The sequence below is a fragment of the Micromonospora sp. KLBMP9576 genome (genome assembly GCF_050941805.1).
Lineage (GTDB): Bacteria > Actinomycetota > Actinomycetes > Mycobacteriales > Micromonosporaceae > Micromonospora.
Window position 1 is genome coordinate 101,112 of sequence record NZ_CP194567.1, and the last position, 23,158, is coordinate 124,269.

Genomic DNA, 23,158 nt, shown 5'->3' on the forward strand with positions numbered 1-23,158 from the left:
CTTCAAGGCACAGCGTTGGTCAGGCGATGCCGCCGTCGCTGCGTAAGAGTTGGCCGTTGATCCAGCCCCCGTCAGGTGAGCACAGGAACGCGACGAGGTTTGCGCAGTCCTGTGGGCGCCCGAGGCGACCGAGCGGCGTGGACCGCAGGACGGCAGCCTTGATCTCTGCGGTCATCCAGCCGGTATCGGTTGGGCCCGGATCGATGGCGTTGGCGGTCACGCCGAGGTGGGCCAGCTCTTGAGCAGCCGCCCGGGTGATCCGGTCGAGAGCGCCCTTGCTGGCCCCGTACGGAAGGTTGCCAACGGTCGCGTCACTGGTCAGGCTGACGATACGTCCCGTGCCGTGTGGCCCTTGGAACCGTTGGGCGTACTCGCGGATCAAGAGCCAGTTCGCCCGGGTGTTGACCGCGAAGTGACGGTCGAAGCTCTCGATGCTGGTATCGAGCAGGCCCGAGCTGACGCTCTCGCAGTGCGCTAGAACGAGCGCGCCGACCGCGCCCAACTCTCGCTCCACGGCATCGAAGATGCCGGCCACCGCCCGCGAATCACCGAGGTCCACCTCGATGGCGGCAGTTCTCGCCCCGTGCTCGGCGGCTTGACTGCTGAGCTGCGCCACGGCGTCGGGATCGGCTCCCCAGGGCATCCGCTCGTCGTACGGGGTCCAGTAGGTGAAGCCGACATCCCAGCCGGTCCGTGCCAGCGTCAGCACCACTGATGCCGCGATGCCAGCACTGCGGCCGGCACCGGTCACCAGGGCGACAGGTCGATGCTGTTGATCCGTGCCATCCATGCGCGCCATCCGTGGTCGCACCCCCTTCGATGCGCCATCCTTGCCGGCCGCCCAGGGGCCGTCATCGGAATTACCCCGGCGATACAGCGGGGTCGGCAAGTTTCTACGAGCGCTCGAAGCCACGGAACGCGCCGGAAGCGTCGACGGAATCTGCGAAGTTGGCGAAGTCCAGGTTCGCGATTGTGAGGTTGTCCGAGACGCTGGCGTACCAGCGGGGGGAGACCCGGAAGGTGCGTCCAGGCTCCCGCGACAGATCGACGGCGAGGAGGGGACGCTCGGCGTCGGTCATCGTGGTCGCGTCGGCGACGAACAGGTGGGGTCGCCAGCCCGGAGCATCTCTGGGCGCGTTTGCGTTGATCAACTGCTCGACAGTCGCCCCGCTGTAGGTGGGATCGTCGATGTAGGTGGCGCTGTAGTAGCAACCCCACCTGCGGAACTCATCCCTGATGGCCTTCCAGGCGCTGTGGTCGGTGAAGTCCGTGCGGAACACGAGGGACGTGAGGTCGGCGGGTAGAGGCAGCGGGGACACGGCCTGGATCCTGCCAGCCCATCGCCATACCTCCGGTAGTTCCTGCGCCGTTTCCGGTGGACGCGTACCGCCTCCTGCGGAAACCGGTCACGCCGATCCGATGCCCCGCCGCGGGCGAGCGTGGTCGTGCCCGGCGGTCGTACCGGCCGGACGGTCCGTCGGGCGGCCGTCGCACTGTCCTGGTGGCGGGCCGGCCGCCTTCTCGTCGGACCCCGCCCTTACGGTGACCCGATGACGGAGATCCTGTTGTTCCACCACTGTCAGGGACAGACGCCGGGCTTCCTGGAGTTCGCCGAGCAGTGGCGGGCGGCCGGGCACACGGTGCACACCCCCGACCTCTACGACGGCGCGACCTTCCCGACCCTCGACGAGGGCGTGGCGCACGCCGAGTCGATCGGCTTCGACGAGATCGTCCGGCGCGGCACCACCGCCGCCGAGGCCCTGCCGGCCCGCGTCGTCCACGCCGGCCTCTCCCTCGGTGCCCTGCCCGCGCAGTCGCTCGCCCAGACGCGTCCCGGTGCCCTCGGTGCGCTCCTGCTGCACGGCGTCGTGCCGATCGCGAACTTCGACGGCCCGTGGCCGCCGGGCGTCCCGCTGCAGATGCACGCGATGGCCGACGACGACTGGGCGGACGTACCGGTGATGGCGCAGGTGGCCCGCGAGGTCGAGGGAGCGGAGCTCTTCCGCTACCCCGGGGCCGGGCACCTCTTCACCGACAGCAGCAGCGTCGACCACGACGAGCAGGCTGCCGGTCTGCTCATGCGGCGCACGCTGGAGTTCCTCGACCGGGTCGGCTGACGCGAGCATCCAGGTCAAGGCCCTGCGCGGGTGGGGCCGGCCCGCGTCCCTAGGCTGGCGGGCATGCGGATTGGCATCGTGATCCTCCCCGACCAGCGCTGGTCCGACTCCCGGCGCCGCTGGCAACAGGCGGACGACTGGGGCTTCGACCACGCCTGGACGTACGACCATCTGGGCTGGCGGGACCTGGTCGACGGGCCGTGGTTCGACTCCGTGACCACGCTGACCGCCGCCGCGACGGTGACCTCCCGCATCCGGCTCGGCACGCTCGTCGCCTCGCCGAACTTCCGGCACCCGGCGGCGTTCGCCCGGCAGGTCACCGCGCTCGACGACGTCTCCGGCGGGCGGTTGCTGCTCGGCCTCGGCGCCGGCGGGATCGGCTTCGACTCGGCCGTGCTGGGCGGGGAGACCTTGCCGCCACGCCAGCGGGTGGACCGCTTCGCCGAGTTCACCGAGCTGCTCGATCTCGTCCTGCGCGAGGACGGCACGACCTGGCGCGGGGAGTGGTTCAGCGCCGTGGACGCGCGGAACAACCCGGGCTGCGTACAGACGCCCCGGGTGCCGTTCGTGATGGCCGCCAACGGCCCCCGGTCGATGCGGCTGGCGGCCCGGTTCGGCCAGGGCTGGGTCACCACCGGCCCCAGCGTGGACGACCTGGGGGCATGGTGGGACGGGGTGGCCCAGGCCGCCACCCTGATGGACAAGACGCTCGCCGCGGCCGGACGCGACCCGGGCACCCTGGACCGCTATCTCTCGCTCGACTCCGCGCCGGTCTTCTCACTGCGCAGCGCCGACTTCTTCGCCGACCAGGTCGGTCGGGCCGCCACCCTCGGCTTCACCGACGTGGTCACCCACTGGCCCCGGGTCAGCAGCTGGTACGCCGGCGACGAGGCCGTCCTGGCGGACGTCGCCACCCGCCTGCTGCCCGAGCTGCGTCGCGCCTGACGGCCTCGGCGGGCGCGTCGCGCCGAGCGTGCGGACGGGCGCGTCGCGCCGAGGGGTTCAGGTGCCGAGGTCGCCGGTGGTGATCCCGCCGTAGGCGCCGGAGACCAACCGGAACCGGATGCAGACAACCTCGCTGTCGGCGGTGACGGGGCTGCCGACCCGCGCCCAGTAGGCGGCGTGACCCTCGCGCCACTCCTCGATGCTGCGGTCGCCCTCGCCTTCCGCGCGGGCGAAGTCCCACGGCACGTCCGCGAAGCGGACCACCTCGACGCCGGTGACCTGCACGACGCCGACCAACACGTCCCCGTCGTCGACGAGGGCCAGCCGCTCGCCGGCGTGCTCCAGTTCCTCGCCCTCCGCGGCGTACTCGGTGCTCAGCCCGGCGGTCGCCGTCTTCACCCCGGCGAGCACCAGGGCGTTGAGCCGTGCCCGCAGCTCACCGGGGGTGCCGAGGGCGAGGGTGCGCAGTCCACCGATCCGAGGCCACATCCTGCCGACGGTACCGCCGGTGCCGACCACCCGTCGCGGCAATTCCACCCCGGGTCAAGCCCGCAGGTCCCCGCCGGCCACGAGCCCCCGGACGCGCAACTCGGCGGCGACCGGCGGGGGGCAGTCGAGTACGACCGTGGCCGTGCCGACCGGCTCCGCACCCCGCGCGACGCAGATCTCGTAGAGCGCGCGGACCTGCGCTCCGGTCGCGACCCAGTCGTCCACCACCAGCACCCGGTCGCCCGGGCCGAGGCCGTGGTCCCGGACGGCCAGGTCGACCCGTCGGCCCCGGAAGTCCGGCGGGCTCCGCGCCCAGGTGAGTGGCCCGGCGGGCAGCCGGCCGTCGCCCGGCTTGTGGGCCGGCACGAAACCCACCCCGAGCGCCGTCGCGGCGAGCGGACCGAGCAGGTATCCGGTGACCGCTGGCGAGACGACCACCGTCGGCCGGGCCGCCCGGAACGGCTCCACGAGGGCCGGCCCCAGCCGGGCAAGGACCTCCGGGTCCCGCCACCAGCCGGAGACGTCGCTGATCAGGTGGGTGGCGCCGGGGCCGGGATCGATCCACCGGACCAGCGCCGCGAGACGTGCGCTCAGCTCGGCGGGCATGCGCCCCATCCTGCGCCACGTGGCCCGGCCCGGGCGAGCCGCCCGGCAGCCGCCCGCTGCCGGTGCCCACCCGGCCCACCCAGGGTCGGATGATCGGCTACACGTATCACTGCAATTACGGTCATACCACCATGATCACGTTGACTTCGGATGTGCTTCTCTCGTTACGGTCCGACCCGGTTTGTTCAGACGACGAAAGGACCGGGCCGGTGGCTGGCAGGCACTCCCGTACCCGCATGTTCTCCTCTCCCACCGGCATCGCGGCGACCGCGGCGGTCGGGGTCGCCCTCGCCGTCGGCGGCACCTTCGGCGCCGTCCAACTCACCTCCGGCGCGCAGACCACCCGGCCGGCCGCCGTCGACCTCGCGCCCACCGACGCGCCGAGCAGCGCCGCTGCCAGCTCGCCGGCCGGCCCGCCGAGCGCCAGCGCGTCGCCGAGCGCGACCGCCAGCCCGACGGTCACCCGCGCCACCCAGGCCCCGTCGCGGAGCAAGCCGCGCACCACCGCGCCGAAGACCACCGCGCCGAAGCCCACCGCGCCGAAGAAGAGCAGCGCTCCGGTGGTCGACAGCGGCTCGTGCGGCGCGTCGTTCTACGCCGAGGGGCAGCTCACCGCCAACGGCGAGAACTTCGACCCGTCCGCGCTGACCGCCGCCCACAAGACCCTGCCCTTCGACACGAGGGTGCGGGTCACCAACCCGGCGAACGGCAGGTCCGTGACGGTACGTGTCAACGACCGCGGCCCGTTCATCGAGGGCCGCTGCCTGGACCTGTCCCGCGCCGCGTTCGCCGAGATCGCCTCGCTCGGCGCCGGCCACGTCGACGTCCGGTACGAGGTGCTCGGCTGACCGCGCCCGGCGGCGCCCGGCCGGGGAACACGATCGACCCGGCGCGGGCATCCCCGGGGGCAAACATCCTCGGACCGACGGGCCCGGCTCATTCACCCGATCGGGGTCCATCAGGCATGCTGTCCCTCGTACGCACGCGACCCTTCCAGTCGGGCCTCGGCCCGCTGAGCCCAGGATCCCGCGCCGGCCTCGGCGCGGCCTTCGCGCTGCTCGCGATCGTCTCGGCCGTGGAGTCGGCCGACGGCCGGCCGGCCAACTACATCGCGCTGATGGTGGTCGCCCCGTTCCTGACCGCGGCGCTGGCGTCGTGGCGCAACACGCTCGGCGTGGGACTGGCGGCCACGGCCCTCGGGGCCGGCTTCGCGATGCGGGCCACGGCCAGCACGGCGCTCCCCGCCGCGGTGGCCGTCGGGTGCATCGTGCTCGGCAGCGCGGTCGCGGTGGCCACCGCAGCCGTACGGCAGCGCCAGGCCGAGCGGATCGCCGAGCTGTCCCGGCTGGCCTCGGTCGCCCAGCAGGCCGTGCTGCGCCCGCTCGGTCCGCAGGTCGGCACGCTGTCGGTGGCGGCCCGCTACATCTCGTCCACCGCCACGGCCGAGATCGGCGGTGACCTGTACGAGGCGGTCGACACCCCGTACGGGGTACGGATGATCATCGGTGACGTGCGGGGCAAGGGCCTCGACGCGGTCCGGCTCGCCAGCATCGTGCTGGGCTCGTACCGGCACGTGGCGTACGAGCGGGCGGACCTGCGGGCCGTCGTGACCGACCTGGACCGGGCGGTGGCGCGGAGCGTGGGCGACGAGGACTTCGTCACCGCCGCGCTCGTCGAGGAGCGGGGCGGGACGCTCACCATCGTCAACTGTGGCCATCCCGCGCCGTTGCTGCTGCGCCGGGGCGCCGTCATCCCGCTCGAACCGCCGGCCCCCGCCCCGCCGTTGGGCTTCATGCCCGTGGTCCGCCCCCGGGTCGAGCGGCTGGAGCCCGGCGACCGGCTGCTGCTTTTCACCGACGGGCTCGGCGAGGCGCGTCGGGACGGCGAGTTCTTCCCGACGGCCGACCGGGCCTGGCGGCTGCTCGGCCACGGCACCGTCGGCGACGGGCTCGCCTCCCTGGAGACCGCCCTGGTCGAGTGGGTGCACGGTCGCCTCGACGACGACATCGCCCTGGTCCTGATGGAGTACACGGGCACGCGTGGCGCCACGACTGTGGCCGTACCGAGCTGGGAGGTCGGCGCGGCCGAGAGCTGAGCCGGAAGTGTGTAATCGCCGTCACTTCCGACCGGCGGCTTGTCGCTGCCTACCCACTGGTAATAGAGTCGGGGTTACTGATCGGTAACACCTGTCCGGAAGCGGGGCCAGCGAGCATGACCCACTACAAGAGCAACCTTCGGGACCTCGAGTTCAACCTCTTCGAGGTCTTCGGGGCGGACCAGACGTTCAGCCAGGCTCCCTACTCGGACCTGGACGTCGACACCGCACGCGACATCCTCGCCGAGGTCGACCGCCTGGCCCGGGAGGATCTGGCCGCCAGCTACACGGACAGCGACCGCAACCCGCCGGTCTTCGACCCGGCCACGCACACCGCGCCACTGCCGGAATCTTTCAAGAAGTCCTACCGGGCGTACATGAACTCCGAGTTCTGGCGGCTGGAGCTCCCGGCCGAACTGGACGGCAGCAACGCCCCCCGGGCGCTCGTGTGGTCCCTCGCCGAGCTGATCGTCGGTGCCAACGCCGCCGTCTGGATGTACGCCTCCGGCCCGTCCTTCGCGCACGTGCTGCAGGTCGAGGGCACCGAGCAGCAGAAGAAGTGGGCGAAGCTCTTCGTCGACAAGCAGTGGGGCTCCACGATGGTGCTCACCGAGCCGGACGCCGGCTCGGATGTGGGCGCCGGTCGCGCCCGGGCGGTCCAGCAGCCCGACGGCTCCTGGCACATCGAGGGCGTGAAGCGCTTCATCACGTCCGCTGAGCACGACCTGAGCGACAACATCATCCACTACGTGCTGGCCCGCCCGGTCGGCGTCGAGGGCGTCGGCGGCCCGGGCACCAAGGGCCTGTCCCTGTTCGTGGTGCCGAAGTACCACTTCGACGAGAACACCGGCGAGCTGGGCGAGCGCAACGGCGTCTTCGCCACCAACGTCGAGCACAAGATGGGCCTGAAGGTCTCCAACACCTGCGAGGTGACCTTCGGTGAGCACGGCGTACCGGCCAAGGGCTGGCTGCTGGGCGAGAAGCACGAGGGCATCCGGCAGATGTTCATGATCATCGAGAGCGCTCGGATGATGGTCGGCACGAAGGCCATCGCCACGCTCTCGACCGGCTACCTCAACGCCTTGGAGTACGCCAAGAGCCGGGTGCAGGGTGCCGACCTGACCATGCAGGCCGACAAGACCGCGCCGCGCGTCACGATCACCCACCACCCGGACGTACGCCGCTCGCTGATGCTGCAGAAGTCGTACGCCGAGGGTCTGCGCGCCCTGGTCTGCTACACCGCCACCTGGCAGGACAAGGTCGCCATCGCCGAGGCGGCGGGCGACGAGAAGGCGACCAAGCTTGCCAAGCGGGTCAACGACCTGCTCCTTCCGCTGGTCAAGGGCGTCGGTTCGGAGCGGGCGTACGAGCTGCTCGGCCACGAGTCGCTGCAGACCTTCGGCGGCTCCGGCTTCCTGCAGGACTACCCGCTGGAGCAGTACGTCCGGGACGCGAAGATCGACACCCTCTACGAGGGCACGACCGCGATCCAGAGCCTGGACCTCATCTTCCGCAAGATCGTCCGGGACAACGGCAAGGCCCTGATGGCGGTCGCCGGCGAGATCCAGGAGTTCATCACGACCGAGGCCGGCAACGGTCAGCTCAAGGAGGAGCGGCAGGCGCTGGGCAAGGCGCTCGCCGAGATCCAGAACATGGTCGGCGTGCTGACCGGCTGGCTGGGCGAGGCGCAGGCCGGCGACACCCGGGCGCTCTACAAGGTCGGCCTGAGCAGCCGTCGTTTCCTGCTGGCGATCGGCGACCTCGTCGTCGGCTGGCTGCTCCAGAAGCAGGCCGACGTGGCGCTGAAGGCCCTCGCCGGCGAGGTTTCCGCCAGCGACAAGGCGTTCTACACCGGCAAGGTGGCCGCGGCCCGGTTCTTCGCCCGCGAGGTGCTGCCCCGCATCGGCTCCGATCGGCGGATCATCGAGGGCACCGAGCTGGACATCATGGACCTCCCGGAGGAGGCCTTCTGAGGCAGGCCGCATCGCGCCACGGCGCGGCGGAGTCGGGTACGACCCGGCAGTGATCGGCACGACGGCCGGTGGGCGCAGCAGCCCGCCGGCCGTCGTCGTCCGCCCGCGGCCCGGCCTCCCGTCTGCCCGCCCCATACACGCGGGCGATACGGCGGTCACGCCACGTGGTGTGCCTTCCGCCCAGCCGACCCACCACTCTCCCCCTTTGCTCTGCACCCACGGACGCAACAGCTACCAGAAGTAACCGGTGCGTCCGTGGGTGCAGAGCAAAGGGCCTGAGGGGGGTGGGGCGGCGAGGCCTCGTAGCGCGGCGTAATGCCCGAATTGATGATGATTCTCCGAATCTTGGTGTGCAGGTGCGCCCTGGGTGCCTTGTGGCGGCAGCTACGCAGGGTTACGCCATGCGGAAGGAGGGGGCGGTTACTGACAGTGGTGGCTGCGCCCTCTGCGGTGTGCGAAGCGCCGTTGGGGATTCGCCGACGTGAGCCGCGCTGGCTATTCGGGGACATCATCCGGGTAGCCCGGCGGCGTGACGGGTAACCGTCGCGAGGCCACGTCAGAGAACGCCCAGAGCCACCGCACGGGGGAGTGCAGCGCACATGGGCATTGGTAGCGGAATCTTCCTGATCGCGATCGGCGCGATCCTCACCTTCGCCATCAGAGCCAACGTCTGGTGGATCGACCTACGTGCCGTCGGCTGGGTCTTCATCCTGGCCGGCCTGGGCGTCCTGCTCACCACGCTCTGGTTCTGGCAGGACCGTCGCAAGCGGGCGCGGACGCTGATCGTCGAGGAGAACCGGCTCTCGCATCCGACCGCGATGATGCCACCGCCGCCCGACCCACCGCCGCCGACGGCGCCGCCGTCCTGAGCGACCCGCACTCCGGCGGACGCAGCGCGAGCCGGCATCATCCGCGAGCCGGCATCATCCGCGAGCCGGCATCATCCGAGCTAGGCCATTCGAAGTGAGACCATTCGAAGCGAGACCATTCGAGCCCGGGCCACCGTCGAGCCGGCGGGTGGCCCGGGCTCGTCACCGCAGGGCGGCCCGGCTCCGCCCGTGCCCCGCCGCTGAGCCGTCCCCGGCGGTGCTGGCCGCTTTGGTCGGGAGGGTGGCCGAATGCGGGTGGTCAGCGGGGCAGGTCAGCCGCGGGCGGTGTGGCGGTCGCTGATCGGCGCCTTTCGGGGGCCGATTTCCGGCCAGTCGACGCTGAGGCGGTGCACCACCACGTCGCTCGTGCGCATCCCGTTCTGGTCAGCCCGCTCCGGATCGAGCAGGGCCGAGAGCAGCGAGATGCCCGGATTGTGCGCGATCAGCAGCACCGTGCGGGCGGCCGGGTCCACGCTGCGGAGCAGCGTGAGCAGGTCCTCCGGGTCCGCCTCGTACGCGTCCGCCTCGTAGCGCACGACGGGGGCGGGACCGGCCGAACCGCCCTCCGTCGGCGACCCGGTCATGCCCATCGCCACGTCGTGCCAGGTTTCGCGCGTGCGCCGGGCGGCCGAGCAGACGACCACGTCCGGCAGCAGGTCGTGGCGGGCCAGCCACCCGCCCGCCGCAGCCGCGTCGGCCCGGCCCCGGGCGGACAGCGGACGGCGTACGTCCGGCGTCTCCCCGGGCAGTTCGGCCCTGGCGTGCCTCAGCAGCACCAACGTCCGTCCCTGGGTGTCAGCGTCCGTCATGTCCACAGCTTGCCCGATTGGCGATCACACCGCCTGGGTAAGTCGATGGATGCCGCAACCTCACCGATGGCCGCGGCGGACGGAAACGCCAGTGGACAGCCGAGGAGGCGACGAAATGGGCTTTGGTGGCAGCATTTTCCTGATCGCGTTGGGTGCGATCTTCGCGTTCGCGGTGGAAGCGGATCTCGGCTGGCTCAACCTGGCCGTCGTCGGCTGGGTGCTGATGCTCGCCGGCGTTGCCGCGCTGCTGATAACCCTGCACTTCTGGAACTCGCGCCGCCGCACCGTGGTCGCGGCACCGGCGCGCGGACAGCGCGTGGTCGCCGAGCAGGTCGTGCCGGTGCAGGACGACCGGGTGGTGGAGGAGTACCGCGAGGTGCGCCGGCCGGGCCGTACCGTCTGACCCGAGACCGCACCACCGACACCTGAACTACGCCGCAGCGCTCGACGGTCGACACGCCTGACCCGGCACCTGCGCGCGTCGGGGCCCCGCCATCCGGCGGGGCCCCGACGCGCGTTTCTCAGGCGAAGAGGGCGAAGTAGATGGCGATGTGGTGGCAGAGCGCGGCCACGAGGGTGCAGGCGTGGAAGAACTCGTGGTGGCCGAAGACGGTGGGCCAGGGGTTGGGCCGGCGGAGCGCGTAGAAGACCGCGCCGACGCTGTAGATCGCGCCGCCCACCACGAGCAGCACCAGGGCGGTGACACCACCCCGGTGCAGGACGTCGGGCACTATCGCGACCGAGACCCAGCCGAGCGCCAGGTAGAGCGGTGCGGAGACCCAGCGCGGGGCGTGCGGCCAGACCAGTTTGAGCGCCACCCCCGCGAGCGCCCCACCCCACACCACCGTCAGCATGATCGTGGCCGGCCGGGGCTCCAGCAGCAGTACGCAGAACGGTGTGTAGGTGCCGGCGATGAATACGAAGATCATCGAGTGGTCCATCCGGCGCATGATCTGGTAGCCGCGCTCGGACCACACCCGGCGGTGGTAGAGCGCGCTGGTGCCGAAGAGCCCACAGACGGTGAGGCTGTAGATGAGGCAACTGACCAGGGGGGCCCAACCCGGTCGGGAGGCGGCGATCGAGCTGAGCACGATGCCGCCGGCGCCCGCGACGAAGAACGCGTACGTGTGCAGCCAGCCGCGCATCCGGGGCTTACCGATGTCGACAGGCTTGAGTCGAAGCGGTGCGGAGGTGGTCACCCCACCAGGTTACGGCACCGTAGGTTACTTTCAAGTAGTGCGATCGGTAACCGGATGCCCGGCCGGCCGACACTGGCGCCTCGCGGGTTCGGGGAGTATGGCGGAATGCGAATCCGGCCCGTCGGGGCGCACGCCCTGCTGATCGACTGCGCGGACGCCGACCAGGTGCAGGCGTGGTGGGCCGAGCTGTGGCGGCGGCGCGAACACGGCGAGCTGACCGCCGTCGAGATCGTGCCGGCGGCCACCACCGTCCTGCTCGACGGCCTGCCCGACCCGGTGGAGACCGCCGCGCGGATCGCCGCCTGGACACCCGGACCGCCCACCCCCACGCCGACCGGCGAGAAGGCCACCGTCCCGGGCCAGGGCACCGTCACGGGCCAGGCGGTTGCGGCGGGCGGGGCCGCCGCGGGCGGGACGGGTGGCGGCGAGGACGTACCGGCCGTTGGCGGCACCGTCGAGGTGCCCGTGACGTTCGACGGTGCCGACCTGCCGGTCGTCGCGTCCCACTGGGGCGTCGACGTGCCGACGGTGGTCGACCGGCTGGGACGGACCCCGTTCCAGGTGGCCTTCTGCGGCTTCGCCCCCGGATTCGCGTACCTCACCGGGCTCCCCGCCGAACTGGCGGTGCCCCGACTGCCGAGCCCGCGTCCCCGGGTGCCGGCCGGTTCCGTCGCGCTGGCCGGCCCGTACGCCGGGATCTATCCGGCGGCCTCGCCCGGCGGCTGGTTGCTGGTCGGGCACACCGACCTGGTCCTCTTCGACGTGCGCGCCGACCCGCCGGCCCGGCTCGCCCCGGGCACCCGGGTACGCCTGGTGCCCGCGTGAGCGGGACGGTCGAGGTGCTGCGCGCCGGGGCGCTGACCACCGTCCAGGACCAGGGCCGGCCCGGCTGGGCGCACCTCGGCGTACCCCGGTCCGGCGCGCTCGACCCGGCGGCGCTGCGGCTGGCGAACCGGCTCGTCGGCAACCCGGAGTCCGCCGCCGGCCTGGAGATCACGATGACGGGCTGCGAGCTGCGGTTCCCACGCGCCGCGACGGTCGCGGTGACCGGGGTCGCAGCCGCCGTCCGGATCGGCGACCGGCCAGGTGACGTGGGCCGGCCCCTGTCGGTGCCGGCGGGCGCCGTGCTGCGGATCGCCCCACCCCCCGACGGCCTGCGCAACTGGCTCGCGGTCGGCGGCGGGATCGCCGTCGAGCCGGTGCTCGGCAGCCGCGCCACCGACACGCTCTCCGGGCTCGGCCCGCCGCCCCTGCGCGACGGCGACCGGCTGCCCCTGGGCGCGCCGACCGGGCCGCCCGCCCCGGTGGACGGCACAGTCGTGGCGCCCGCCCCGACCGAACTGCGGCTGACGCTGCGGCTCGGCCCCCGCGACGACTGGTTCACGACGGCCGCGCTGCAACGGCTGTTCGGTACCGCGTACACGGTGAGTCCGGTGGGCAACCGGGTCGGCGCGCGACTCACCGGCGCGGCCCTGCCCCGCGCGGTCGCCGGGGAACTGCCCAGCGAGGGCATCGTGCTCGGCGCGGTACAGGTGCCGGCGGACGGCCAGCCGCTGATCTTCCTCGCCGACCACCCGACCACCGGCGGGTACCCCGTCGTCGGGGTGGTGGACGACGTGACCCTGCTCGCGCAGGCCCGGCCAGGGACTACGGTCAGGTTCCATGGACCTCAACGCTGATCTCGGCGAGGGATTCGGCACCTGGCGGCTCGGCGACGACGCGGCCCTGCTGGACCTCGTCACCTCCGCCAACGTCGCCTGCGGTTTCCACGCCGGCGACGCGTCCACCATGCGCCGGGTCTGCGAGGGCGCCGCCGAGCGCGGAGTCGCCGTCGGCGCCCAGGTCGGCTACCGGGACCTCGCCGGTTTCGGCCGGCGACACATCGCGTACGACTACGCGGAACTGCGCGACGAGGTCACCTACCAGCTCGGTGCCCTGGACGCGTTCTGCCGGCTGTTCCGCACCCGGGTCCGCTACCTGAAGCCGCACGGGGCGCTCTACCACGCCGCCGCGACCGACGAGGCCCAGGCGGCGGCGCTGGTCGCGGCCGTCGACGGGTACGACGACCAACTGCCGCTGCTCTGCCCGCCCGGCTCGGTGCTCGCCCAGCTCGCCGCCGGGGCCGGGCTGCGGGTCGTCGCCGAGGGCTTCGCCGACCGGGGTTACCTGCCCAACGGCTCGTTGGTCCCCCGCACCGCCCCGGACGCGCTGGTGACCGACCCGGAGGAGATGGCCGCCCGGGCGGTACGGATGGCCACCGAGCGGACCGTCGTCGCGATCGACGGCACCGTCGTCCCGTGCCCCGTCGAGTCGATCTGCCTGCACGGCGACACCCCCGGCGCGGTCCGCTGCGCCGAGCTGGTGCGTGCCGCCCTCGTCGACGCGGGCATCACGCTCGCCCCGTTCGCCTGACCGGGCGGGTGCCCTCGGCGCCGAGGGCACCCGCCCGGCCGGCGTCAGGCGTCGTCGAGGCCGCGGAGCACCAGTGGGAGCCGGGCGGCGGCACCGTCGACGACCCGGACCGGTACGCCCCAGTCCTGCCGGGTCAGGTGGCAGGCCGCGTGCTCGACGTCCGCGTCGCAGGTGGCCGCCTGGGCGGTCACCTGGAGTACGCCGCCGGGCACCGTGCCGTCGACCACCAGCCGGCGGGACAGTCCCGTGCCCGTCCCCGCCCCCTCCACCAGCAGCTCCGGCGGCGACGCGGAGACCACCAGCCGCGTCGATGGACCGTACGTGTCGTCCAGTTTCTGCCCCGGCGCGGGCGTGAAGATCACGTCCAGGGTCACCTCGCCGGCCGCCACGTCGGTGGGTCTGCGCTCGGTACGGTGCCGGGGGCCGTCGACCGTGCTGGCGCCCGCCGCCGAGAGCGCACCCGGCGCCAGCCGGGTCAGCCGGTGTGCGGCGGACTCCACCACCAGCACCTCGCCCGCCGGGGTGAGCACCAGGTCGCTCGGCTCGGCGAGCCCGTCGGCGACCGTCGAGACCCGGTCGCTGCGCGGGTCGAAGCGGCGGACCGCACCGTTGTACGTGTCGGCGATCAGCGCCGAGCCGTCCGGCAGCGCACACACCCCCAGCGGGTGCTGCAGCAGCGCCTGCGACGCCGGCCCGTCGACGTGCCCGAAGTCGAAGAGCCCCTGCCCGACGGCGGTGCCCAGGACGCCGTCCTCGACGTACCGGACCGAACTGGTCTCGCTGTCGGCGACCCAGAGCCGGAGCCCGTCGGCGGAGACCGACAGGCCGGACGGCTGCGCCATCCACGCCTCGGCCAGCGGGCCGTCGCGCAGGGCCTCGACGGTGGTGCCCGCGTACATGCCGGCGGTGCGCTTCACCGGGTCGAACCACCAGAGCTGGTGGATGCCGGCCATCGCGACGACCACCCTGTCGTCGTACCAGGCCAGGTCCCACGGGGAGGAGAGGTCGACCGAGAGCGCGTCGTGCGGGTGGTCGTCGACCGTGGAGCGCCACTGCCGGCCGGTGCCGGCGATCGTCACCACCTCGCCGTCCGCCAGCCGTACGCCGCGCAGCAGGTGGTTGACGGTGTCGGCGACGACCAGGTCGTAGCCGGCCACCTCGGCGGTGTGCGCCGGCAACAGGCACAGCCCCTGCGGCTCGGAGAAGGTGGCCGCCCCGGCCGGACCGTCGGCCCGGCCCCGGGTGCCCGCGCCGATCCGGCGCAGCAGCGTCTCGCCGTCGCCGGCCAGCTCCGCCAGCGAGTGCCGGGCGGAATCCGACACCAGCAGGTTGCCGTTCTCCAGCAGCACCGCCTTGCCGGGGAAGCGCAGCGTGGTCTCCGGCTCGGCCGGCGGGACGTACGGGCCGTCGCCCCGGTGCAGGGTGCCCTTGGTTTCGTGGACGTCGATCAGCTCGTCGAGGAGACGGGCGAGCCCCTCGGCGTGACCCTCGCCGGCCATCGTGGCCACCACGTAACCCTCGGGATCGATCACCGACAGGGTCGGCCAGGCGCGGGCCGCGTACTGCTGCCACATGTCCAGCTCGGCGTCGTCGAGCACGGGGTGGTGCACGCCGTACCGCTCCACGGCGGCGGCGAGCGCGGCCGGGTCCTTCTCGTGCTCGAACTTCGGCGAGTGCACGCCGATGACGACGAGCACGTCGCCGTACTTCTCCTCCAGCGGGCGCAGCTCGTCGAGTATGTGCAGGCAGTTGATGCAGCAGAAGGTCCAGAAATCCGCGATTACGATCTTGCCGCGCAGATCGGACAGCTTAAGCTCTCGCCCGCCGGTGTTCAGCCACTGCCGGCCGCGTAGCTCCGGCGCTCGTACGCGCGGTGTCGTTCCCATGCCCGCCAGCCTGCCATGCCGGGCGGGCCCGGGCCGGACGCCGTGACCGGGCCGACCTTCGTGACCGCCGCCTCATTCCGCGCCCCGCCTCGGTGGGTGCCCCGGGACGGCGTGGTCGCCGCGACAGGCGCACCGGAGATCTTGGTACGGAAGTGCCCCTCTGTGGGCTGTTCAGTCCCCATGACTAGGCCAGCGCGGCGGGGCATGGTCGGGCCCGTATGGTGGGGCCAACGCGGCGGGGCCACGGTCTCCCGTGGCCCCGCCGTCGTGCTGTTGGTTACTGACCGGCCGGCTTGAGGCAGAGCACCCGGTTGGCCCCGCCGCCCTGGAGCACCACGTGCGGCTGGGTCAGGTCGGCGCACTTCTCCTTGGCGTCCACCCTGGACACCACGGTGAAGGCGTCCGCATCGCCGCACTCCGCCGCCGTCGCGCCCTCGCCCGACTTCTTGACGCAGCTGCCGACCGCCGGGTCGAAGGCCGGCGCTGAGTTGTCGTTGCTGACCTTGCCGAGCAGCATGAGCAGGCCCAACGGAACAGCCAGGATGAGGACGGCCGCGACCAGCACCGCGGCGAGCACCCGGCCGTTGCGGATCTTGGGAATGGGCGGCTCGGCCTTCGGCTCCGCAGCCGGCTTGAACGAGTCGAACCGGTTCTGCTCCTGCTCCGGGCCGCCCTGATTCCAGGCGGGCCCGGACTGCTGCGGGGACGACGGGAACGCGCCGCCGGGCGCGTGTTCGGTTGTCGGGTTGGGTCCGTAGCCGGGCCGCGCGCCGCCGGCCGCCGGGGAACCGAAGGGATCGGCGGGCCGGTCCGTGCCGCTGGGCGGCCGGACCCCGTTGACGGGCCGGTCGTTGGCCGGCGCGTCGACGAAGGACGGCACGCCCGGCGGGAAGGCTGGCGGCGCGTCCGGCGAGGCGGGTGCCACCGGGGCGGCGCCGAAGACGGCCGTGCCGCCCGGTGCCCGGTCCCATTCGTCGAAGCGAGCCTCGGGGCCCTGGTCGAACCGGTTGTCCGGGGCGTGGCCGAACCGGTTTTCCGCGCCCTGGTCGGAGCGGTTGCTCTGGCCCTGGTCGAACCGGTCGTCGGAGCCCTGGTCGAACCGGTTGTCCGGGGCGTGGCCGAACCGGTCTTCCGGCCCCTGGCCGAGGCGGGGCTCCTGGTCGAACCGGTTGTCCGGCCCCTGGCCGAAGCGGGGCTCCTGGTCGAACCCGTTGTCCCGGCTCGGGTCGAATCCGTTGTCGGGGCGCTGGCCGAAGCGGCTGTCCGGGCTCTGGTCGAACCGGTTGTCCGGCGCCTGGTCGAACCGGGACGCCTCCGGCTGGTGCCCGCTCGGGCCGTCCTGCTCCGGCTCGTCCGCCGGCTCGGGGCGGGCCGGCCGGCCGTACACGCGGGGTTGCGGCGTGGCCCCGCCGGTGGGCCGCAGGGCCTGGTCGGCCGGCGGCATCACCCGGCTGGCCAGCGGCACCGAGGCGCTCGCCGAGACGCTGCCGGCGGCGGGTCCGGTGCCCGCCGAGGCGGGTACGTCCGCCTCGGGCGAGGTGCGCGGTGCCGGGATCACCGAAGCGGCGGACGGCTGCGGTTCGTCGTGCCGGGAGCCGGCCTGCGCCCAGCTCGGCTGCTCCTGCTCGTACGACGGCACACCGGCGTCGCGGCCGGACTGCTCGGGAGCGAACTGTGCCGGCGCAGCGAGTTGGGCCGGCGCAGGGAACTGGGCCGGCGGGGCGAACTGGGCCGGCGGGTCGTAGTCGACCGGGCGGGCGGCGGTCAGGCTGGCGCCCGGCACCCGCTGCTCCTGCGGTGGCAGCGGTACCGCGTTGGCTGGCGAGATGCCGGGCCCCGGCGCGGGCTGGTACCTCGGTGGCTCCCCGGCCTGCTCCGGCTCGAAACCGCTGCCGGTCCGGCTCTGGGCGGGCCCGCCAGTCTCGGCCTGGCCCCACGCCTCGTCCGCCGACCACGGCTCGACATCCGGTACGGCCGGACGCTCGGGGGCGCTGCCGGCCCACTGCGGCGGCTGCTCCGAAGCGGCTCCCCACGGTGGCGGCCCGCCGTCGCCGGGCACCGCGACGGAAGCCCGACCGGGCGGGGTGGCGCTGGGCGCTGCGGCGCCCCAGCCGCTCCCGTCCCGCTCGTCGGACTGCTGGGGCGGCGCGGCGGCGCCCCGGGGTCGTTCGTCGCGGGCCGGCCAATCGTCGCCCTGCGGCTGGCCGCCCCGGGGAGCGTCGTCGTGGTCGGCGCCCCAGCCGGGCTGCTCGCCCGGGCGTTGCTCCGCGTCGCCGCCCCAGCCGGGCTGCTCGCCCTGCTGCTGTTCGGCGTTGGTCCAGCCGCCGGAGCGGTGGGGGTCGTCCTGCCCGGGCCAGGCCGGCGGGGCCGGCGCGTTCTGCGGGGCGGGGGTGCTCTGCGGTACGCGGGCTGCGCCGCGGGCGGCGGGCTCGGGCGGTGCCCAGGCGGGGGCGGCCTGCTCGGCCGCGCCCCAGCCGGGCTGCTCACTCGGCCGCTGTTCCGCGTCGGCGCCCCAGCCGGGCTGCTCGCCCTGCTGCTGTTCGGCGTTGGTCCAGCCGCCGGAGCGGTTGGGGTCGTCCTGCTGGTGTCCGGACCCGGCACCCGGATGACCCGGTGCGCCCGGCGTGGCCTGGCCCGCCGGTGCCCAACCGTCGGCGGCGTCCGGTGGGGAACCGGTGTTCCAGCCGTCGGAGCGGGCGGGATCCTCCTGCCCGGGCCACTGCTGCGGGGCGGGGGTGCTCTGCGGTACGCGGGCTGCGCCGCGGGCGGCGGGCTCGGACGGTGCCCAGGCGGGGGCGGCCTGCTCGGGCGGACCCCAGCCGGGCTGCTCGGCGGCGGCGCGCGGCTGCTCGGCGGCGGGTGGTGGCTGCGGGGTGGGGTGCGGGGACTGCGCCCCTGCGGGCGGGGCCTGCGGGGCGGCGACGCCCCAGGCGGGAGCGGCCTGCTCCGGCGCGCCCGGCCAGGACGACTGCGGCGAGCCGCCGGCAGGTCCCCAGTGGCCGGGCTGGGCCGGGCCGGGCTGCTGCGGTGCCGGGGCAGCCCACGCGGGGGCCCCCTGCTGCTCACCCTGGGCGTCCCAGTTGGGCGGGTTCGGTCGCCCCGACGGCGGCGGAGGTGCCCAGCCCAGGTCGGGGGCGTTGGCGCCGTAGCCGTGGTCCTGCGGTGCCGGGCGGTCGCCGTACGGCGCCGGTCCGCCGGCGCCCGGCGACACCTCGTCCGGCTGCTGGCCGGGGTGGTGCGTGCCCTCGGACGTCATGCGTGCGCCTCCTCCATCACCTGTCGGCCGCCGCTGCCGATCGGTCTGCCCGGCAGGGTGGCCGGCGTCGCCGGTGTACCGGCCATGCCGGCTCCCCGCACCGTATCCGGTGGCCGCCCAAGGGCGCTCGGGGAGCACGGTCGTCACTCCACGTGGCCGGACGGTGTCGAGAGGCTTCTATCGACTCGACTGCTCCCGGTCGGCGGGCGACGACCGAAGCCCACCGTACCGGGCGCTGAGGCGAGGTGGAATCCCGGTGTCAACCGGTGTGAAACACGGAAGACCCGCCCGGGCGGACCGGGCGGGTCGTCGATCTGGAGTAGGTGAGAAGCACTCCCGGGCATCAGCTCACGTGACGCTGGGCGATGGCGAGGATCTCTTCGCGGACCGCGGGCGAGTTCGCGGAGCGCAGCGCGTGCTCGATGGCACGGGCGCGGCGGTTGGCGTCGCGGCGGGTACGGAATCGCTCGATCATGCTCACGGGTGTCCTCCTGGCTATTCGGTTGTCAGCCCCTTGTGATGTCTCTATTGAACTCCATAACGGCCCGAACTTCCATCGATTAGAAGGTGAGCTGAGACACCAGCCGAACGATCCAAGGCCAAAGGGTCTTTCGGCCTACGTTTCTTCTGCGGGGCGGCCCTTGTTGTCTCGGCGCCCCCACCTGCGGGGACGGCCGGTGCGCAGGGGCGTCCGCCCGTGCGCACCGGCCGTGGCTGGCGTCGAGACCGGTCAGGTCCAGGCGAGCAGCGCCGCCTCCGGATCCGCCAGGAAGTCCCCGATGTCGCGCAGGAACTTCGAACCCAGCTCGCCGTCGATGATCCGGTGGTCGAAGGACAGGCCCAGCGTGGTCACCTGACGCGGCCGGACCTTGCCCTTGTGCACCCACGGCAGCTCACGGACAGCGCCGAAGGCGAGGATCGCCGACTCGCCCGGGGGCAGGATCGGCGTACCGGTGTCCACCCCGAACACGCCGACGTTGGTGATCGTCAGGGTGCCGCCCGACATGTCGGCCGGCGAGGTCTTGCCGGTCTTGGCCGTCTGCACCAGGTTGGTCATCGCGTCCGCCAGCTCGCGCAGCGAGAGCCGGCCGGCGTCCTTGATGTTCGGCACGATCAGGCCGCGCTCGGTGGCCGCCGCGATGCCCAGGTTGACGTAGTCCTTGACGACGATCTCGTCGCCGGCCCACGTCGAGTTGACCATCGGGTGCCGCCGGACCGCCAGCAGCACCGCCTTGGCCACCAGCAGCAGCGGCGAGACCCGCACGTCGCGCCACTCCCGCCGGCCGCGCAGCCGGTCCAGGGCCTTCATCGAGCGGGTCACGTCGACGGTGAGGAACTCCGTGACGTGCGGCGCGGTGAAGGCCGAGCGGGACATGTTCTCGGCGGTGAGCTTGCGTACCCCCTTGACGGGGATGCGCTGCTCGCGGTCCGCGCCGAAGCTGGCGACCGCCGTGGCCGGGGCCGACACCGCGAGCGGCTCGGCCGCCGCCGTGGCCCCGCTCGCCGCCCGCTGCACGTCCTCCCGGGTGATCGAGCCCAGCGGGCCCGACCCGGTCAGCGTGGACAGGTCGACGCCGAGGTCCCGGGCGAGCTTGCGTACCGGCGGCTTGGCCAGCACCGGGTGACCGCCCGGACCGTGGCCGTCGGACGGCGCGGCGGCGACCGGCGTCGGCGCCGGGGCGACCGGGGCCGTCGCGGCAGCGACCGGGGCCGTCGCCTGCGCCGGCACCGGGGTGCCGCCCTTGCGTGGGCGCCGCTTGGCCGCCCCGGTCCGCGGGCCGTAGCCGACCAGCACGGCGGTACGCCCACCCGGGGCGGGACCGCCGATCAGGCCCGGCTCGACCGCGCCCTCGGCCGGCGCCACCTCGACCGCGGCCAGCGACGCCGCCGACGGGGTGGGCAGGGCGGAGGCCGGCGCACCGGTCGTCGACGCCTCGATCGGCCCGGCGCCCGGATCGGTGTCGATCGCGATGATCGGCGTGCCGACCTCGATCGTGCTCCCCTCCGGATGGAAGATCGCCTGCACCTGGCCGGCCCACTTCGCCGGGATCTCGACGGCCGCCTTGGCCGTCTCCACCTCGACGATCGGCTGGTTCAGCTCGATGACGTCACCGACCTTGACCAGCCAGGCGAGGATCTCGCCCTCGGCCAGACCCTCGCCCAGGTCGGGCAGGTTGAACTCCTTGATCCGCGACATGGCGCTCACCAGCCGAAGGTGCGGTCGACGGCGTCGAGCACCCGGTCCAGGTCGGGCAGGTACTCCTCCTCCACCCGGGAGGCCGGGTAGGGGGTGTCGAAGCCCGTCACCCGCAGCACCGGGGACTCCAGGGAGTAGAAGCACTCCTCGGTGATCCGGGCCGCGATCTCCGAGCCCAGGCCCAGGTTGCCCGGGGCCTCGTGCACGACCACGCAACGCCCGGTGCGCCGCACCGACTCGTACGCGGCGCCCAGGTCCAGCGGGGAGAGCGAACGCAGGTCGATGACCTCCAGCTCCCGGCCGTCCTCGGCGGCGGCGGTCGCCGTGTCCAGGCACGTCCGCACCATCGGCCCGTACGCCAGCACGGTGGCGTCCGTGCCGGGCCGCACGACCCGGGCCGAGTGCAGCGGGTACGCCCCGGAGAGCGGCGCCTCCAGGTCGACGGGACCCTTCTCCCAGTAGCGCCGCTTGGGCTCCAGGAAGACGATCGGGTCGTCGGAGGCGATGGCCTGCTGGATCATCGTGTAGGCGTCCTGTGGGTTGGCGCAGGAGACCACCTTCAGCCCGGCGGTGTGGGAGAAATACGCCTCCGGCGACTCCGAGTGGTGCTCGACCGCGCCGATGCCGCCGCCGAACGGGATCCGGATCACCATCGGGATCCTGACCTTGCCCTGCGAGCGGTAGTGCATCTTCGCCACCTGCGACACGATCTGGTCGTACGCGGGATAGACGAAGCCGTCGAACTGGATCTCGCAGACCGGCCGGTAGCCGCGGATGGCCAGGCCGACAGCGGTGCCGATGATGCCGGACTCGGCGAGCGGCGTGTCGATGACCCGCTGGTCGCCGAAGTCCTTCTGCAGGCCGTCGGTGATCCGGAAGACGCCGCCGAGCTTGCCGACGTCCTCGCCCATGATGACGACCTTCGGGTCGGCCTCCAGGGCCCTGCGCAGGCCCGTGTTGAGGGCCTTGCCCATGCTGAGCGTCTCCGTCGCCATCAGTGTGCGCTCCCCTCGAACGACTCCAGGTAGCTGCTGAACCGCGCCCGCTGCTCGTCGAGCTCGGGGGACCCGTGGGGGTAGACGTGGTCGAACATCGTCACCGGCTCCGGGTCGGGCATGGCGAGCACCCGCTCGCGCAGGTGCACCGACTCGGTACGCGCCTGCGCGTCGACGTCCGCGAAGAAGTCCGCGTCGGCGATCTGCTGCTTGGTCAGGAACGCCTTCATCCGGGCGATCGGGTCCTTCGCCTGCCACGCCTCGACCTCGCTGGCGATCCGGTAGCGGGTCGGGTCGTCGGAGGTGGTGTGCGCGCCCATCCGGTAGGTGTAGGCCTCGATCAGGCTGGGGCCCTGGCCGAGCCGGGCGCTGTCCAGCGCGTGCCGGGTCACCGCGTACGAGGCCAGCACGTCGTTGCCGTCGACCCGGACGCCGGGGAAGCCGAAGCCGCCCGCCCGCTGGTAGAGCGGCACCCGGGTCTGCCGCTCCAGCGGCTCCGAGATGGCGTACTGGTTGTTCTGGCAGAAGAACACCAGCGGGGTGTTGAAGACGCTGGCCCAGACGAACGCCTCGTTGACGTCGCCCTGGCTGGTGGCGCCGTCGCCGAAGTAGGCGATCACCGCCTCGCCGTCCTCGGTCCCGGTCCTGCCGTCCATGTGGACGCCCATGGCGTACCCGGTCGCGTGCAGGGTCTGCGCCCCGATCACGATGGTGTACATGTTGAACTTGAACTCGTTCGGGTCCCAGCCGCCCTGGTCGACGCCCCGGAACAGGCCGAGCGGCATGATCGGGTCGATGCCCCGGCAGTAGAGGACGCCGTGCTCCCGGTAGGTCGGGAAGGCCATGTCCTGCGTACGCAGCGCGCGCCCCGAGCCCACCTGCGCGGCCTCCTGGCCCAGCAGGCTGGCCCACAGGCCCAGCTCGCCCTGGCGTTGCAGCGCGGTGGCCTCGGCGTCGAGCTTGCGGACCAGCACGAGGTCGCGGTAGAGGCCGCGGTATTCCTCGTCGGTGAAGTCGACGCGGTACTCGGTCCCGTCCGGGCCGGTCGCGCTCTCGATCCGCTCACCCTCCGCGGTGAGCAACTGCACCAACTGCGGGTCGCCGGTCGCACCCTTCTTGGACCGGGGTGCGGCCCGTCGGCCGCGGCTGGAGACCCCGGGGTCGCCCTTTGCCATCCGTCTCTCCCTGTCTGTCTGCGTCGGCACCGGGGGTGACCCGGCCGCGCAACTCGTGCGCCTGTCCGGCTGCTGCCGGACGGGTTCCTGGCGGCCGCGCCTAGCCCCGGTGGGGGTTGCCGCGCGGCGTGAGCC

At 73.2% G+C, this 23,158-nt stretch carries 22 protein-coding genes; 10 read left to right on the forward strand and 12 right to left on the reverse strand.

All coding sequences use genetic code 11. The features are described from left to right. Positions 1-19 precede the first annotated feature (19 nt). Both ACQ452_RS00485 and ACQ452_RS00490 read right to left on the reverse strand, forming a co-directional pair. Positions 20-790 carry an SDR family oxidoreductase gene (locus ACQ452_RS00485; protein WP_433389041.1) on the reverse strand — a complete coding sequence of 257 codons (771 nt, stop codon included), beginning with the start codon at positions 788-790 and terminating at the stop codon, positions 20-22. A gap of 103 nt (positions 791-893) precedes the next feature. Beyond that, positions 894-1,319 carry a DUF6924 domain-containing protein gene (locus ACQ452_RS00490; RefSeq protein WP_433389042.1) on the reverse strand — a complete coding sequence of 142 codons (426 nt, stop codon included), beginning with the start codon at positions 1,317-1,319 and terminating at the stop codon, positions 894-896. 231 nt (positions 1,320-1,550) lie between these two features. Here ACQ452_RS00490 and ACQ452_RS00495 point away from each other — a divergent pair, with 231 nt between their 5' ends. Together ACQ452_RS00495 and ACQ452_RS00500 are read left to right on the forward strand one after the other, a co-directional pair. After that, positions 1,551-2,117: a dienelactone hydrolase family protein gene (locus ACQ452_RS00495; RefSeq protein ID WP_433389043.1), complete on the forward strand. Its 567-nt coding sequence runs from the start codon at positions 1,551-1,553 to the stop codon at positions 2,115-2,117. A 63-nt stretch (positions 2,118-2,180) separates the two neighbouring features. Further along, positions 2,181-3,062 (forward strand): LLM class flavin-dependent oxidoreductase, encoded by an 882-nt coding sequence (locus ACQ452_RS00500; RefSeq protein WP_433389044.1) that lies wholly within the window; start codon positions 2,181-2,183, stop codon positions 3,060-3,062. A gap of 57 nt (positions 3,063-3,119) precedes the next feature. Here ACQ452_RS00500 and ACQ452_RS00505 read toward each other — a convergent pair whose 3' ends face one another. Both ACQ452_RS00505 and ACQ452_RS00510 read right to left on the reverse strand, forming a co-directional pair. Next, positions 3,120-3,551, reverse strand: a complete 432-nt coding sequence (locus ACQ452_RS00505) for an ASCH domain-containing protein (protein ID WP_433389045.1) — start codon at positions 3,549-3,551, stop codon at positions 3,120-3,122. Between the two features lie 54 nt (positions 3,552-3,605). Continuing rightward, the gene (locus tag ACQ452_RS00510) at positions 3,606-4,157 is read right to left on the reverse strand and encodes a phosphoribosyltransferase (RefSeq protein ID WP_433389046.1); all 552 of its coding nucleotides are present in this window, start codon (positions 4,155-4,157) and stop codon (positions 3,606-3,608) included. 209 nt (positions 4,158-4,366) lie between these two features. Here ACQ452_RS00510 and ACQ452_RS00515 point away from each other — a divergent pair, with 209 nt between their 5' ends. The 4 genes from ACQ452_RS00515 (at position 4,367) to ACQ452_RS00530 (ending at position 9,094) form a co-directional block, all read left to right on the forward strand. Next, a complete protein-coding gene (locus tag ACQ452_RS00515) occupies positions 4,367-5,005 on the forward strand; it encodes a septal ring lytic transglycosylase RlpA family protein (RefSeq protein WP_433389047.1) in 639 nt (212 codons plus the stop codon). A 116-nt stretch (positions 5,006-5,121) separates the two neighbouring features. Then, a complete protein-coding gene (locus tag ACQ452_RS00520) occupies positions 5,122-6,252 on the forward strand; it encodes a PP2C family protein-serine/threonine phosphatase (protein ID WP_433389048.1) in 1,131 nt (376 codons plus the stop codon). Between the two features lie 116 nt (positions 6,253-6,368). Then, a complete protein-coding gene (locus ACQ452_RS00525) occupies positions 6,369-8,225 on the forward strand; it encodes an acyl-CoA dehydrogenase (RefSeq protein WP_433389049.1) in 1,857 nt (618 codons plus the stop codon). A 599-nt stretch (positions 8,226-8,824) separates the two neighbouring features. After that, entirely contained in the window at positions 8,825-9,094 is a 270-nt protein-coding gene (locus ACQ452_RS00530; RefSeq protein ID WP_250792029.1) for a DUF6458 family protein, read from the forward strand. A 272-nt stretch (positions 9,095-9,366) separates the two neighbouring features. Here the strand turns inward: ACQ452_RS00530 and ACQ452_RS00535 are convergent, their stop codons facing one another. Beyond that, on the reverse strand, positions 9,367-9,903 hold the full coding sequence (locus tag ACQ452_RS00535; RefSeq protein ID WP_433389050.1) for a SixA phosphatase family protein: 537 nt from the start codon (positions 9,901-9,903) through the stop codon (positions 9,367-9,369). A 115-nt stretch (positions 9,904-10,018) separates the two neighbouring features. Here ACQ452_RS00535 and ACQ452_RS00540 point away from each other — a divergent pair, with 115 nt between their 5' ends. Then, positions 10,019-10,306: a DUF6458 family protein gene (locus ACQ452_RS00540; protein WP_433393912.1), complete on the forward strand. Its 288-nt coding sequence runs from the start codon at positions 10,019-10,021 to the stop codon at positions 10,304-10,306. Positions 10,307-10,424: 118 nt separating this feature from the next. Here the strand turns inward: ACQ452_RS00540 and trhA are convergent, their stop codons facing one another. Then, positions 10,425-11,102 (reverse strand): PAQR family membrane homeostasis protein TrhA, encoded by a 678-nt coding sequence (gene trhA / locus ACQ452_RS00545; protein ID WP_433389051.1) that lies wholly within the window; start codon positions 11,100-11,102, stop codon positions 10,425-10,427. A gap of 105 nt (positions 11,103-11,207) precedes the next feature. Between trhA and ACQ452_RS00550 the strand changes: the two genes are divergently transcribed. Genes ACQ452_RS00550 through ACQ452_RS00560 form a run of 3 tightly spaced genes read left to right on the forward strand, consistent with a single transcriptional unit; the run spans position 11,208 to position 13,514 of the window. Then, positions 11,208-11,927 (forward strand): 5-oxoprolinase subunit B family protein, encoded by a 720-nt coding sequence (locus tag ACQ452_RS00550; protein ID WP_433389052.1) that lies wholly within the window; start codon positions 11,208-11,210, stop codon positions 11,925-11,927. Continuing rightward, positions 11,924-12,781, forward strand: a complete 858-nt coding sequence (locus tag ACQ452_RS00555; RefSeq protein WP_433389053.1) for a biotin-dependent carboxyltransferase family protein — start codon at positions 11,924-11,926, stop codon at positions 12,779-12,781. The genes ACQ452_RS00550 and ACQ452_RS00555 overlap by 4 nt, the downstream gene beginning before the upstream one ends. After that, positions 12,765-13,514 (forward strand): LamB/YcsF family protein, encoded by a 750-nt coding sequence (locus ACQ452_RS00560; protein ID WP_433389054.1) that lies wholly within the window; start codon positions 12,765-12,767, stop codon positions 13,512-13,514. Before ACQ452_RS00555 ends, ACQ452_RS00560 begins: the two co-directional genes overlap by 17 nt. 44 nt (positions 13,515-13,558) lie before the next feature. Here ACQ452_RS00560 and ACQ452_RS00565 read toward each other — a convergent pair whose 3' ends face one another. The 6 genes from ACQ452_RS00565 to pdhA form a co-directional block, all read right to left on the reverse strand. Beyond that, the gene (locus tag ACQ452_RS00565; protein ID WP_433389055.1) at positions 13,559-15,400 is read right to left on the reverse strand and encodes an NHL domain-containing thioredoxin family protein; all 1,842 of its coding nucleotides are present in this window, start codon (positions 15,398-15,400) and stop codon (positions 13,559-13,561) included. Between the two features lie 277 nt (positions 15,401-15,677). Further along, entirely contained in the window at positions 15,678-18,656 is a 2,979-nt protein-coding gene (locus tag ACQ452_RS00570; RefSeq protein WP_433389056.1) for an LppU/SCO3897 family protein, read from the reverse strand. Positions 18,657-18,999: 343 nt separating this feature from the next. Next, the gene (locus ACQ452_RS00575; RefSeq protein WP_433389057.1) at positions 19,000-19,137 is read right to left on the reverse strand and encodes a hypothetical protein; all 138 of its coding nucleotides are present in this window, start codon (positions 19,135-19,137) and stop codon (positions 19,000-19,002) included. A 249-nt stretch (positions 19,138-19,386) separates the two neighbouring features. Beyond that, positions 19,387-20,853, reverse strand: a complete 1,467-nt coding sequence (locus tag ACQ452_RS00580) for a dihydrolipoamide acetyltransferase family protein (protein WP_433393914.1) — start codon at positions 20,851-20,853, stop codon at positions 19,387-19,389. Between the two features lie 5 nt (positions 20,854-20,858). Beyond that, a complete protein-coding gene (locus ACQ452_RS00585; RefSeq protein WP_433389058.1) occupies positions 20,859-21,848 on the reverse strand; it encodes an alpha-ketoacid dehydrogenase subunit beta in 990 nt (329 codons plus the stop codon). Continuing rightward, positions 21,848-23,023 (reverse strand): pyruvate dehydrogenase (acetyl-transferring) E1 component subunit alpha, encoded by a 1,176-nt coding sequence (gene pdhA / locus ACQ452_RS00590; protein WP_433389059.1) that lies wholly within the window; start codon positions 23,021-23,023, stop codon positions 21,848-21,850. Before pdhA ends, ACQ452_RS00585 begins: the two co-directional genes overlap by 1 nt. Between the last annotated feature and the right edge of the window lie 135 nt (positions 23,024-23,158).